Annotated in this window: 12 protein-coding genes; 8 read left to right on the top strand and 4 right to left on the bottom strand. The window is 72.5% G+C overall.

Annotated features, from left to right (window positions below; all coding sequences use genetic code 11):
- Window positions 1-143 precede the first annotated feature (143 nt).
- From DQ392_RS05965 to DQ392_RS05950, 4 genes are all read left to right on the top strand, one after another.
- Window positions 144-2,342 (top strand): ATP-dependent DNA helicase UvrD2, encoded by a 2,199-nt coding sequence (locus DQ392_RS05965; protein WP_114014417.1) that lies wholly within the window; start codon window positions 144-146, stop codon window positions 2,340-2,342.
- Between the two features lie 321 nt (window positions 2,343-2,663).
- Window positions 2,664-2,930: a hypothetical protein gene (locus DQ392_RS05960; RefSeq protein WP_342774918.1), complete on the top strand. Its 267-nt coding sequence runs from the start codon at window positions 2,664-2,666 to the stop codon at window positions 2,928-2,930.
- Window positions 2,931-3,062: 132 nt separating this feature from the next.
- On the top strand, window positions 3,063-3,431 hold the full coding sequence (locus DQ392_RS05955) for a WhiB family transcriptional regulator (RefSeq protein ID WP_114014415.1): 369 nt from the start codon (window positions 3,063-3,065) through the stop codon (window positions 3,429-3,431).
- A complete protein-coding gene (locus DQ392_RS05950) occupies window positions 3,428-3,787 on the top strand; it encodes a hypothetical protein (protein WP_114014414.1) in 360 nt (119 codons plus the stop codon). The genes DQ392_RS05955 and DQ392_RS05950 overlap by 4 nt, the downstream gene beginning before the upstream one ends.
- 248 nt (window positions 3,788-4,035) lie before the next feature.
- Here the strand turns inward: DQ392_RS05950 and DQ392_RS05945 are convergent, their stop codons facing one another.
- On the bottom strand, window positions 4,036-5,571 hold the full coding sequence (locus DQ392_RS05945; protein ID WP_245981210.1) for an ABC1 kinase family protein: 1,536 nt from the start codon (window positions 5,569-5,571) through the stop codon (window positions 4,036-4,038).
- Between the two features lie 53 nt (window positions 5,572-5,624).
- On the bottom strand, window positions 5,625-6,716 hold the full coding sequence (locus tag DQ392_RS05940; protein WP_342774914.1) for a ThiF family adenylyltransferase: 1,092 nt from the start codon (window positions 6,714-6,716) through the stop codon (window positions 5,625-5,627).
- Window positions 6,717-7,005: 289 nt separating this feature from the next.
- Between DQ392_RS05940 and DQ392_RS05935 the strand changes: the two genes are divergently transcribed.
- Complete coding sequence (locus tag DQ392_RS05935; protein ID WP_114014412.1) at window positions 7,006-7,581, top strand: M48 metallopeptidase family protein; 576 nt, start codon at window positions 7,006-7,008, stop codon at window positions 7,579-7,581.
- Window positions 7,582-7,661: 80 nt separating this feature from the next.
- On the opposite strand, the gene DQ392_RS05930 is transcribed toward DQ392_RS05935, so the two are convergent.
- Together DQ392_RS05930 and DQ392_RS05925 are read right to left on the bottom strand one after the other, a co-directional pair.
- Window positions 7,662-8,240: an NUDIX hydrolase gene (locus DQ392_RS05930; protein WP_181856291.1), complete on the bottom strand. Its 579-nt coding sequence runs from the start codon at window positions 8,238-8,240 to the stop codon at window positions 7,662-7,664.
- Window positions 8,237-9,787 (bottom strand): zinc-dependent metalloprotease, encoded by a 1,551-nt coding sequence (locus tag DQ392_RS05925; RefSeq protein ID WP_114014411.1) that lies wholly within the window; start codon window positions 9,785-9,787, stop codon window positions 8,237-8,239. The genes DQ392_RS05930 and DQ392_RS05925 overlap by 4 nt, the downstream gene beginning before the upstream one ends.
- A 166-nt stretch (window positions 9,788-9,953) precedes the next feature.
- Between DQ392_RS05925 and DQ392_RS05920 the strand changes: the two genes are divergently transcribed.
- From DQ392_RS05920 to DQ392_RS05910, 3 genes are all read left to right on the top strand, one after another.
- A complete protein-coding gene (locus tag DQ392_RS05920) occupies window positions 9,954-11,054 on the top strand; it encodes an SDR family oxidoreductase (protein WP_114014410.1) in 1,101 nt (366 codons plus the stop codon).
- Between the two features lie 268 nt (window positions 11,055-11,322).
- Window positions 11,323-11,826, top strand: coding sequence for a molybdenum cofactor biosynthesis protein MoaE (locus tag DQ392_RS05915; protein ID WP_181856290.1), 504 nt, complete (start codon window positions 11,323-11,325; stop codon window positions 11,824-11,826).
- A gap of 329 nt (window positions 11,827-12,155) precedes the next feature.
- The gene (locus DQ392_RS05910) at window positions 12,156-12,506 is read left to right on the top strand and encodes a hypothetical protein (RefSeq protein WP_114014409.1); all 351 of its coding nucleotides are present in this window, start codon (window positions 12,156-12,158) and stop codon (window positions 12,504-12,506) included.
- Window positions 12,507-12,510 lie beyond the last annotated feature (4 nt).

Raw genomic sequence — 12,510 nt, 5'->3', positions numbered from 1 at the left:
CAGTGCTCCTTCGTCTCGTTCGGTGCCTTGGGTGAACGCGCGACGGTACCCGGCCATTCCCCCGGACCCCATTCGTACGACCAACACCCCCACCCTGTGGACAGCCGCCCCCTCCCCACCCCCGGCCCTGGCAGCATGGCGGGGTGACAGCAGCAACGGACTCCCCGCTCTTCCCGCAGGCACCCGACTCTCCCGACGCGGTGCTCGAGGGCCTCGACCCCGAGCAGCGCGAGGTGGCGACCGCCCTGCACGGTCCGGTGTGCGTGCTGGCCGGTGCGGGCACAGGCAAGACCCGCGCCCTCACCCACCGCATCGCCTACGGCGTGCGCGCCGGCATCCTGCCACCCGCGAGCGTGCTGGCCGTCACCTTCACCCAGCGCGCCGCCGGAGAGATGCGCGGACGGCTGCGCGGTCTGGGCGCCCACGGCGTGCAGGCCCGCACCTTCCACTCTGCGGCGCTGCGCCAGTTGCAGTTCTTCTGGCCCCGCGCGGTGGGCGGCGAGCTGCCGCAGCTCCTCGAACGGAAGGCCGCCCTCGTCGCCGAGGCCGCCACCCGCTGCCGCCTGCGGCTGGACCGCAACGAACTGCGGGACGTCACCAGCGAGATCGAATGGTCCAAGGTCACCCAGACGGTCCCCGAGGACTATCCGGCCGCCGCCGCCAAGGCAGGCCGCCAGGCCCCCCGCGACCCTGCCGAGACGGGCCGCATCTACGCCCTGTACGAACAGCTCAAGCGTGAGCGCTCCGTGATCGACTTCGAGGACGTCCTGCTGCTGACCGTCGCCGTACTCGAAGACCGTGCGGACATCGCCGAGACCGTCCGCGGCCAGTACCAGCACTTCGTCGTCGACGAGTACCAGGACGTCAGCCCCCTCCAGCAGCGCCTCCTGGAGCTGTGGGTCGGCGAGCGGGAGAGCCTGTGCGTCGTCGGTGACGCCAGCCAGACGATCTACTCCTTCACCGGCGCTACCGCCGACCACCTCCTCGACTTCCGCACCCGCCATCCCCACGCCACCGTGGTCAAGCTCGTCCGGGACTACCGCTCCACGCCCCAGGTGGTGCACCTCGCCAACGGCCTGCTGACCCAGGCCTCAGGGCGGGCGGCCGAACACCGTCTCGAACTCGTCTCCCAGCGCGAGGCGGGCCCGGAACCGGTCCACGCCGAGTACGCCGACGAGCCCGGCGAGGCCGAGGGCACCGCTCGCCGCATCCGCGACCTGATCGCCTCGGGCGTACCGGCCAGCGAGATCGCCGTCCTCTACCGCATCAACGCCCAGTCCGAGGTCTACGAGCAGGCCCTCGCCGACGTCGGAATCCCCTGCCAGCTGCGCGGCGCCGAACGCTTCTTCGAGCGACCCGAGGTCCGCGAAGCCTTCGTGGTGCTGCGCGGCGCCGCCCGCGCGGGCGGCAACGACGCACTGCTGGACGACGCGGTCGACCTCCCCTCCCAGGTGCGCGCCGTCTTCGGCACCAAGGGCTGGTCGCCGCAGGCCCCGGCAGGCTCCGGCGCCGTGCGGGACCGCTGGGAGTCCCTGGCGGCCCTGGTACGCCTGGCGACGGACTTCGCCGCGGCCCGCCCCCGGGCGACGCTCTCCGATCTCGTCACCGAGCTGGACGAACGGGCCAGGGCCCAGCACGCCCCCACGGTCGAAGGCGTCACCCTCGCATCCCTCCACGCGGCCAAGGGCCTGGAGTGGGACGCGGTCTTCCTGGTCGGCCTCACCGACGGCATGCTCCCCCTCACCTACGCCAAGACCGACGAGCAGATAGAAGAGGAACGCCGCCTGCTCTACGTGGGGATCACCCGCGCCCGCCGCATCCTCACCCTCTCCTGGGCCCTGGCCCGCTCCCCGGGCGGTCGCCCCGGCAGACAGCCGAGCCGTTTCTTGAAGGGGCTCAGCCGCGGCGGAGCGGGAGCGGCCTCACGCCCTGGCACCGCGACCGGCAGCGTGGAGGGCGGCACCGGCCCGTACCGGGTTCCCGGCGCGCGTTCGCGGGTGCGCCGTGCTCCGGCGCGGTGCCGGGTGTGCGGACGCTCGCTCACCGACCCGGGGGAGGTGAAGCTGATGCGCTGCGAGGACTGCCCCTCGGAGCTCGACGAGGTGCTCTACGAACGCCTGCACCAGTGGCGCGCTGCCCAGGCCGCACTGCTGGGCCAGCCCGATTACTGCGTCTTCACCGACAAGACGCTGCTGGCCATCGCCGAGACCGTCCCCGGCGACGAGGCGGCGCTCGCCCGGATCTCCGGCGTCCGCGCGCGCAAGCTCCAGCAGTACGGCGCCGACGTGCTGGCCCTGTGCGCGGGCGAGGAGCTCCCGAGGACGGAGGAGAAGGAGACGTAGGGGGAGCTCTCACGTGAGGAGGCGGTGGTGGTGGGTGGGCAAGGGGGAGGGGGAGGGGAGAGGGAGAAGGCCGAGCGAAGCGGAACAGGCCGGAGCCGTCCCCCCGCGCGGTGGGCTCTCTCCCTCTGTCACAGAAGCTGTGACAGAAAGCCGCGAAAAATAGTTTGCGCCCGCCGTGCGGAGCCTCATAGCCTTCCGGACATGGAGAGGGCGGGCCTTTTCGTCTCGTCCCTTTCATGCTCTACTCAGTCCTGAACATCTACGGATCGGCCTCGCGGCCGGTCCCCGAGACGCCGAGAGGAGGCGAGACCAGTGGCCACGATGAAGACGCAGATCAAACTGACTGATCACTCGGTCGTTCGCGCCTGCCTGCTCGGCCCCAGCCTCCACGGCACCGGTGTGTCCGGTGTCGCGCTGGGCGGCAATGAGCGACCGATCCAGGCACCCGAGGTAGCGGCACAGGCAAGGGCAGCAGTGGCCTTCGCCAGTGGCTTCGTGGCCGACGGTGCCGGCGAGGGACGCCAGAAGACGCAGCGCTACACGATGTGGGCCTTCCGTGGGCTCGATCCCTGGAGAGATCCAGCCTGATCGGCGAGATCAGGTCGGCACCTTCCAGGGCCGCGGAACCCACACCGGGATCCGCGGCCCTTCTGTTTGCCCCGACCGGCCACCAGCCGGACCGACCGACAACAGACACACGACAGACAGGAAGAACCGACAGTGCACACCGAGACGCACCCCAACCCGTTGCGCCCCGCGCCTTCTCTGCCGCCTGATGCCACCACGGAGGACTCCTTGAACGCCCCGCTGTTCACCCTCACCGAGCTCGACGACGCGATCGACCGGCTCGGCGTCGACGTTCCCTGCCGCTCCTACGACCCGGAGGTCTTCTTCGCCGAGTCGCCGGCCGACGTCGAGTACGCGAAGTCCCTCTGCCAGACCTGCCCGCTGCGTGAGGCCTGCCTCGCCGGCGCCAAGGACCGCCGCGAGCCCTGGGGCGTCTGGGGCGGCGAGCTGTTCGTCCAGGGCGTTGTCGTTCCGCGCAAGCGGCCCCGGGGGCGTCCGCGGAAGAACCCGGTGACGGCATGAGCTCCCACCGCCACAGCTCGGCCGCCCGCCGCACGGCGGCTGCCGGAACGATCGACAACCCGTCGGCGCTGGACCCCCGTATGCGCCACCTCACGAAGCAGGATCCGACGATGACATCCACCCGCGAGATCACCGCCCACTCCCACTCCGATGCGACGCTCCTCCGTCAGAACAGGAACCGCGACATGCAACTCATGCCAGAAAGCCTGGCGAGGGTGCACATACACGACAGGCTGAGGGAGGCGGATTCGGAGCGGCGGGCGCTGCGGCTGCGGACCGCCCGCCGCCTCCAGCGCCGGGCCGAACGAGCCACCCTCAAGGCGCGGCGTGCGCTGGCCATGGCCGTCATGCAGTGACCACGCGCCGACCCATCTGTGCCAAGAGCCGGGGCTTACGCCCCGGCTCTTCGCCGTTTCAGGTGAGCCGCACGCGAGAGGGGTGCGCCTGCGGGTGGGCGTGTCTGTGCGGGGCGGGGCGCGTCGGCGCGACCGGCGTGCCTGTGTGGTGGGCATATCCACGTGAACGGCGCGTTCGGCGGTGGCTCGGCCCCTGCGAGAGGCGGCCTTCGAACAGCCGCTCACGGGGATGGGCCCGTCGCCGGTGTTCACGATGCGGCTTCGGACGGCTCCGATTCTTCGGGCTCGGCGGGCTCTGCGGGCTCTGCGGGCTCGGTGGTCACCCTCGTCTTCGCGGCATCCAGCACTTCCGCCGGGTCCGTGGGCTCGCCGGTCTCCCCGGTCCCTCCGGTCTCCGCGTGCTCGTCGGGTTCGGTGGCCTCGGTAGGGCGGGTGGTGCGGGGTGGCTGCTCGGTGGGGGCGAAGCCGGGGACCCAGGTCGCCATGTCGTCGCGCATCCGCACCGTGGCGCCGAGCTGACACAGCACGCCGATGGTGCTCAGCGTCACCCGGTGGATGAGCAGATAGGAGGGGGGCAGGTTGAGCTGCCGGCCCAACTGGTGGGCGGGGGAGCGAGGGTCGGCTATCCGGGCCGCCTGCCCCCGCATCCACTCCCTGCCGAAGGTGAACTCGGGCGCGCTGGCGGGCTCGATGATGGGCAGCAGGTAATCCCGTACTTCTTCGGGATCCAGCTCGATCTGCTCTTTGACGAATCCTTCCTCGCGCAGCAGGTCGTAGGCGGTCTCGGCGTCGCCGTCGAGTATCAGCCGCAGCACGGTGCCGATGGTGGGTGGGAGCCCTCCGGGCAGCCGGTCAACGGTGCCGAAGTCCATCACTCCGAGCCGCCACTCCCCGGGCGCGGTGCTGCCGCCGGTCACCAGGCGGAAGTTTCCCGGATGCGGGTCGGCGTGCAGCAGTCCGGTACGCATGGTTCCCGAGAAGAGGAAGCGGCTCAGCAGCTGCCCGGCACGGTCGCGCTCTTCTTGGCCGCCGTCGGATATCACCTCCGAGAGTGGTGTTCCCGACAGCCATTCGGTCACCAGGACCTGCTCGCCCTGGTGGACGACGTCGGGTATCACCACGTCCGGATCTTCCGCGAACTCCTCGGCGTAGGCGTGCTGGGCTTCCGCCTCGAGGCCGTAGTCCAGCTCCTCGGTCACCCGCTCGTGCATCTCGGTGATGAGCGGTTTGATGTCCATGCCGGGGACGAGGGGGCCGAGCAGGCGTGCGAAGCGTCCGAGTTGGGCGAGGTCGGAGGCCAGGGCCTCGCCCGCGCCGGGGTATTGCACCTTCACCGCGACGTCGCGCCCGTCGTGCCAGACGGCGCGGTGCACCTGGCCTATGGAGGCGGCTGCCGCGGGTTTGTCGTCGAACTCGGCGAACAGCTCCCGCCACTGCTCCCCCAGCCGTTCCGCGAGGATCGCGTGCACCGTGGCGGCCGGCATCGGCGGGGCGGCTTCCTGGAGGCGGGTCAGCGTGGCGCGGTAGGGGCCGGCCAGCTCGTCGGGGAGCGCGGACTCGAAGACCGAGAGCGCCTGGCCGAACTTCATCGCGCCGCCCTTCAACTCTCCGAGCACCTTGAACAGCTGCTCGGCGGTGCGCTGTTGCAGCTCCTGGCCGACCAGGTCGGCGGAGAGGCCGCCGAGGCGCTTGCCCAGCCCCCAGGCGGAGCGGCCCGCGAAACCCAACGGCAGGGCGGCCAGTTTGGCCGTACGTGTCACCGCCTTGCGGGGAAGATCAGTCATGCGCCCCTCCAACTCCACTGACAGCTCGATCGAGACGGCACCGCGGACGACGGCTACCCCGTCATTGTCGCGTGCGGGTGGCCGTTCGCGGAGCCCGCGGGTGGGGCACTCACGGAAGCGGCACCGCATGGACACTCGGGGTGCGCGGTGAATTCTTCCGTGGCCGGCAACAGGTGGGGCAGTGCGAAGCGCAGCCGATACCCCACCGCGCACGCGTCGTCGCCGTCGAGATAACTGAGGGCGTAGGAAGCCGTGGCCCCGGCGACCATGGTGGCCAGCGCGGTGTCGCAGGCGGGGACCCCCGTGCGCCGCCTACTCGCCGTCCGCCACTGGCCCACCAGCATCGGCCAGCTCGGTTCCCGCTCGGCCCTGGCGCGCGTCATGCAGTCCGAGCAGGGCGAAGATCCCGGCAGCACCAGCGGCCCGACCACCCCGGTGGCCTCCACCACGCCGCTGTACAGATGCGGGGTCCGCGCGGACAGGAACCGCTCGGCGACCTCCGGGTTCGGGGCGTAGGCGTCCAGCCCGTCGCGGGGCGCGATCACCACCAAATCGACGCCTCCTCGCGCCGTGCTCTTCCAGGCGCGCGACTCCCGCACCGCGGCGCGCGCCGCCACATCGCGACGCGTTCCCACCTGGTCCGCCGGGAGTCCGCCCGGTGCCGTGTCCCACTCCTCGACCACTCCGCCGTCCACGACATCGACCTGGCCCACTCCGGCCGCCGCCAGTGTGGCCGCAACGGCGGCTCCCACGCGGCCTGCGCCCCGTACCTGGACGCGGACCTCGCGGCGGGCGGCGAGACGGCGGACCGCACCGCCGGGCTCGCGGTGCACCACGGACAGGGAGGCGAGGTCGGGCCGTAACCGGTCGGTGACGCTCGCGGAGGCGGCTCGGTCGGCGGTCGCGTCGTCCAGCACCCCCGCCGTGGCGAGTCGTTCGGTGAGTTTGCCGGGGGTCTGGGGTGCGAGCCCGAGCCTGTGGGCCTCCTGCTGGAGGCGCTCCATGCTGCGGGTGCCGTCCATCAGCTCCATGAAGGCGGCTGTGGCGTCGCCCATCGGTCCCAGGAGGACGGCGTGCGCGGGTGCCACGCCGTACTGCACCGTCTCCCTGTCGCGCCAGCCGCGACGCAGTGCGGGTTTGATCATCGGATGCATGCTGACCCCTCGATGCCGGAACGGATCGGAACGAAAACGAATTAAATGAGACCGAATGGGGTGGGAACGGAATGGAACGGAGGTCGAACGGGACGGGGTGGGGCGCGCGGGCGTCCCGGGTCCGGCCGTCGTTCGGTGGTGTCGCTCACTCGCGTTGACCGACGCCCACAGCATGCGGCCGGCCGCCGGATCGGTGCGCTGAGTTATCCACAGGCATCCGTGTTAGTCGTACAAATACGGGGCGCTGACTTCCTCCGTCGTCAGCGGGTAACGTCGAGGCGTGCCCGCCGACCCGCTGAACAGCACCAGCCGCATCAGCCCGAGCGCGGTCGAGGTGCGCCGCAGTGCGCGCCGTCGCCGTACGGTCTCCGCCTACCGGGAGGGGGACCGCACGGTCGTGCTCCTCCCGGCGCGCATGACGGCAGACGAGGAGAAACGCTGGGTCGGCGTGATGCTCGACAAGCTCGCAGCCCAGGAGAGCCGGCGGATGCTGGACGACGGCGATCTGGCGCGGCGCGCGGCGCAACTGTCCGCGCAGTATCTGGACGGGCACGCCTGCCCCGCCACGGTGCGCTGGGTCACCAACCAGAACACCCGCTGGGGATCGTGCACCCCGGCTGAGGGCAGCATCCGCCTCTCCCACCGGCTCCAGGGGATGCCCGAGTACGTCATCGACTACGTACTTCTCCACGAGCTGTCGCATCTGCTCGTCCCCGGGCACGGACCGCGTTTCTGGCGGCTGTTGGAGGCGTATCCGCGCACCGAGCGGGCGCGCGGATATCTGGAGGGTGTCGCGGCGGCGGAGCGGCTGCCGCATCTGCCCGTCGCCGGGGGCGCGGAAGAGGACGACACCTGACCGGTCCGACGCGGTGGGTGGAGCCAGGCGAGGCGCGCTTCGGCTCTGGCAGCCGGCTCGTCACCCGGCTGCTCCCCGTCTCACACGTGCGGGTCCGGCTGGTGGGCGGAGCGCAGGGCCCTGGCCGTCTGCCGGGCGAGCCGCACCACGGACTCGTCGGCCACTTCGGCGACCTCGTCGAGGCCGACCCAGCGAAGCTCCAGCGACTCGTCACTGATCGACTCCACGGCTCCCGCGGGGGCGAGCGCCGCGTACTGGACGTCCAGGTGCCACGCGCACGGGGTGTGGTGTCTGTCGAGTCTGACGGGGCCGCCGGGCAGCAGCGTCAGGCCCGTGATCCCGGACTCCTCCGTGGCCTCCCGCAGTGCGGCGTCGGCCACGGTGGCGTCTTCGGGTTCGCAGTGGCCGCCCATCTGGAGCCACATGCGCAGCTTGCGGTGCAGGGTCAGCAGCACTCTGCCGCCCTCCGGGTCGACGACCAGGGCGCTGGCCGTCAGGTGCCCGGCGGAGCACGCCTTCCACATGCCGTCCGGGTGCGCGGCCAGGTGGCGGAGGTAGTCCTGGCGCAGCTGCTCCTGCTCGCTGTCACCGTCAGGGCCGCGCCACCTGGTCAGCACCCGCTCCGCGTCAGCGCAAAGAGCGTCCGGCGCCGTGCTCACCGCTTGCCCTCGTCCTCTCCGCCCTCGGAGCCGCGCCCCGAGTCGCCCTGCGAGTCGCCCGCGTCCTTGCCGTCCGCCTCACCACGGCGCGGGCCCTTGCCCTCTTCCGCCGTGTCGGAGCCGCCTTCCGCGGTGTCCGTGCCGGCAGTGCCGGTCCCCGCGGCGGCGGCGCCCAGGATGCGGTCGAGCTCGGAGAAGTCCGGCTGCTCGCGGTGCACGAAGGCGTCCGGGTCGTCCAGGTCGGCCGCGGTGGGCAGCATGTCCGGGTGCTCCCACAGGGCGTCGCGCCCCTCGGAGCCGCGCGCGTCGGCAAGCGAGGCCCACAGTCGGGAGGCGTCGCGCAGCCGCCGGGGGCGCAGCTCCAGGCCGATCAGCGTGGCGAACGTCTGCTCCGCCGGGCCGCCGGAGGCGCGCCGCCTGCGCAGTGTCTCGCGTAGGGCCGAGGCCGACGGAAGGTGCGGTTCGGCGGCCGCGTGCACGACCGCGTCCACCCAGCCCTCCACGAGCGCCAGCGCGGTCTCCAGCCGGGCGAGCGCGGCCTTCTGCTCGGGGCTGTCCTCGGGCTGGAACATGCCCTGTTGCAGTGCCTCCTGAAGCTCCTCGGGGCGCTGCGGGTCGAGCTGGCCGACGACGTCCTCGAGCTTGGCCGTGTCCACCTTGATACCCCGCGCGTACCCCTCCACGGCGCCGAAGAGGTGCGAGCGCAGCCACGGCACGTGGGCGAACAGCCGCTGGTGGGCTGCCTCCCGCAGCGCGAGGTAGAGCCGCACCTCCTCCTGCGGGATGCCCAGCCCCTTGCCGAGGGCCTCGATGTTGACCGGCAGCAGGGCGGCCTTGCCCGCCGGGCCCAGAGGGAGGCCGACGTCGGTGGAGCCGACGACCTCACCTGCGAGCACGCCCAGGGCCTGCCCGATCTGGGTGCCGAACATGGCGCCGCCCATGGAGCGCATCATACCGAGCAGCGGTCCGGCCATGGCCTGCATCTCCTCGGGCAGCACGCTGCCCATGGCGGCGCCGACGCGCTCGGCGACCGGGTCGACCAGGTCCTTCCAGACCGGGAGGGTGGATTCGACCCACTCGGCGCGGCTCCAGGCGACCGCCGTGCCGGAGCCGGACGGCAGCGAGGTGACGCCGTCCAGCCACAGGTCGGCCAGGCGCACCGCCTCCTCGACGGCCGCGCGGTCCTGCGGGCCGACGGAGGAGTCCTTCGAGCCGTCCTGCGCGCCCGCGGCGACGGTCTGGCGGGCGATGTCCTTGGCCATGTCCCAGTTCACGGGGCCGCCCTCGTAGGAGAGCATCTGGCCCAGCTTCTGGAACGCCGCTCCCAGGTCGCTCGGGTCGAACTGGCCCTGCTGGCCGCCGCCCAGCGAGCCGAACATCGCAGCGAGCGGGTTGTCGGCTCCGCCGGAGCCGGGGCCGCCGCCGAAACCGAACGGGTTGGGCGTGCCGCCGCCCGGCTGCTGGCCGCCCTCCGGCTTCTTCTTGCCGTCGTCCCCGTCCTCGGGCTCCTCGGGAGGTACGCCGAATCCGAATGGGGTGTCACTCACGGGTTTCCTCGGCTCTGTCTCGTCGGACGGTCTTGTGGTTCCGGGACGGTCTGCGTGTCGCGCATGTCCTGGGTGCGATCTGCGAGCTCTGCCCCCAGCCTAGACACCAGTCAGGCAGGATGGAGCCTGCGCACCTCGTACCAGAAACAACCACTGGAGACGCCCGGTGAGTTCCTCCGAGTCCCACGTTCGCGCAGCGCGAACCCCGACCGTCGCCGTCACCGGCGCCGCCGCGGGGGTCGGCGCGCTGCTCACCGAGCGGCTCGCGGCCTCCGAGGAGATCAAGCAGGTTATCGCCCTCGACGAGAGGCGGGGCGAGGTGAGCGAGGCCCAGTGGCACACGCTGGACGTGCGCGATCCGGCGATCGCCGACCGGCTGCGCGGGGACGGCGACCCGGTGGACGTCGTCGTCCACCTCGCGCTCGATCTCGGCCTGGAGACGGATCCGGCCGCCCGTACCGCCTACAACGTGCGCGGCACCCAGACGGTGCTGACCGCGGCCGCGGCGGCGGGCGTCCGTCGCGTCGTCCTGTGCACCTCGGCGATGGTCTACGGAGCGCTCCAGGACAACGACGTACCGCTGTCGGAAGAGGCGGAGCTGAGGGCGACGGCCGACGCCACCGGTGTGGGCGACCTGCTGGAGATCGAACGGCTGGCCAGGCGCGCTCCCCGCGCCCACCCGGGGCTCAACGTCACCGTGGTGCGCCCCGCGGTGCTGGTGGGCGCGGGTACGGACACCACACTGACCCGGCACTTCGAGTCGCCGCGGCTGCTGGTGGTCGCCGGATCCCGGCCCTGCTGGCAGTTCTGCCACGTCGACGACCTGGTCACCGCGCTCGAGTACGCCGCGCTGGAGAGGGTCGAGGGCGAGGTCGCGGTCGGCTGCGACGGCTGGCTGGAGCAGGAGGAGATCGAGCAGCTGACGGGGATGCGTCGCATGGAGCTGCCTTCCAGCGTCGCCCTGGGGGCCGCATCCCGGCTGCACCGGCTCGGTCTGACCCCCTCCCCGGCGGCCGACCTCGCCTACACCATGTATCCCTGGGTCGTCAGCGGCAGCAGGCTCCACGACGCGGGCTGGCGGCCCCGGTGGACGAACGAGGACGTGCTCGCCGAGCTCCTGGACGAGGTGGCGGGCAGGCACACGGTCGCGGGGCGGCGCCTCGGCCGCACGGAGGCGGCCACGGCGGCCGGCGCGGCCGGTGCCACGGTGGCCCTGATCGGCACCGCGGCTTTGGTGCGCAGGGCGCGCAAGCGCCGTGGGCTGTGAGCGGAGCGGCGGTACGTCCGTCTCGCGGGCAACGCGGCGACCCGTGGCCGGGCGGTACGTCCCACGGGGAAGCGCCGTGGGCGGTGCGTTCCCGAACGGACCCACGGGGGAGCGCCGTGGGGCAGTGCGCTTCGGTATGCCACGGGAAGCGCCGTGGGGCGGTGCGCTTTGGTACGTCCCTCGCGTCGTCGGCGAGGCGACCCGGGTGCGCCGACGGCCGCCGCGCGCGGGAGGTCGGGTGTTCCGGATCGACGGCGGGTAGGGCAGCATGACCGGCATGGCACAGACGTACGACGCGGCCGGCAGCGGCGCCCGGGGGAAGTACCCCGACCACCCCGGCGAGCGGGGCGCCGAGGACCCCATCCGGCTGCTGGGGGTCCGCGAGACACCACTGTCCGTGGACGAGGTCTTCGCCGCGGTCGGTGACCGCGCGGCGGGTGGGACGGCGCTCTTCGTCGGCACCGTCCGCGATCACGACGGCGGGAGCGATGTCGCCCGTCTGGGCTATTCCTCGCATCCCAGCGCCGAGGCCGAGCTGCGCCGTGTCGCGGAGAAGGTCGTGGCCGACCATCCCGTGCGCGCCCTGGCAGCCCTGCACCGGGTAGGCGACCTGGTGGTGGGGGATCTGGCCGTGGTGGTGGCGGTCTCCTGCCCGCACCGGGCCGAGGCGTTCGACGCCTGCCGCAAGCTCATCGACGATCTCAAGCACGAAGTGCCGATCTGGAAGCACCAGACGTTCTCCGACGGCACCGAGGAGTGGGTCGGCGCCTGACCCCTGCCGGGGCCGGGACATGCGCCGGGACCTCGCGGGCCATCTTCCTGGCCCCCGGCGCCCCTGCCCGCCCCCTCCCGGGGTCCCGGCCCGTCCCCCTTCGGGCCCTGTCGGCTTCGGGCCCTGGCCGCGGTCCCCCCGTCGGGTGCCCGGCCGGGCCCGTTCGGTGGATCCGGGCGCCCCGATGGCCCGCGGGCGGCTCCGGTTGCGTAACCGGTCCCGGGGCCGGACCGTTGAGGAACCGACGGTTAATCTGCTCATCGGCCGGTCTGCCGGCCGCCGGGTCGTGTGCCCGGAACAAGGCGCGTACGAGGGGTCGGGAGGTTCCGATGGCGGCTCTCGCCTGGTTGCTGATTCCGGTCGTCGCCGCTGCCGCCGCCAGCCTGTGGGGAAGCTGGGCCGGAAGGCGCCGCACCAAGACACCGGACGCCGTGGGAGTCGCGGGGTACGAGCGCTTCCGCGCCGCCATGGAACGGTCAGGAACGGACGGTGCCGCCTGTCGGCGGCCGGAGGCCCCGGACGGGCAGTTCTCCGGCGTCGAGGACGCGCACCACGGTCCCGGTGCCGCGGTCGCACAGACCCAGGAGCGGGCCTCGCGGGGCCCGGCGGCGGCCGAGTTGGCCTCCGCCGGAGCGGTCGGCCACCCGTCCCCGGACGGACCGGCCCGGGGCGCCGGGTGACAGA

The organism is Streptomyces reniochalinae (assembly GCF_003323735.1).
Lineage (GTDB): Bacteria > Actinomycetota > Actinomycetes > Streptomycetales > Streptomycetaceae > Streptomyces > Streptomyces reniochalinae.
This window is presented reverse-complemented; position numbering and strand designations above follow the sequence as displayed.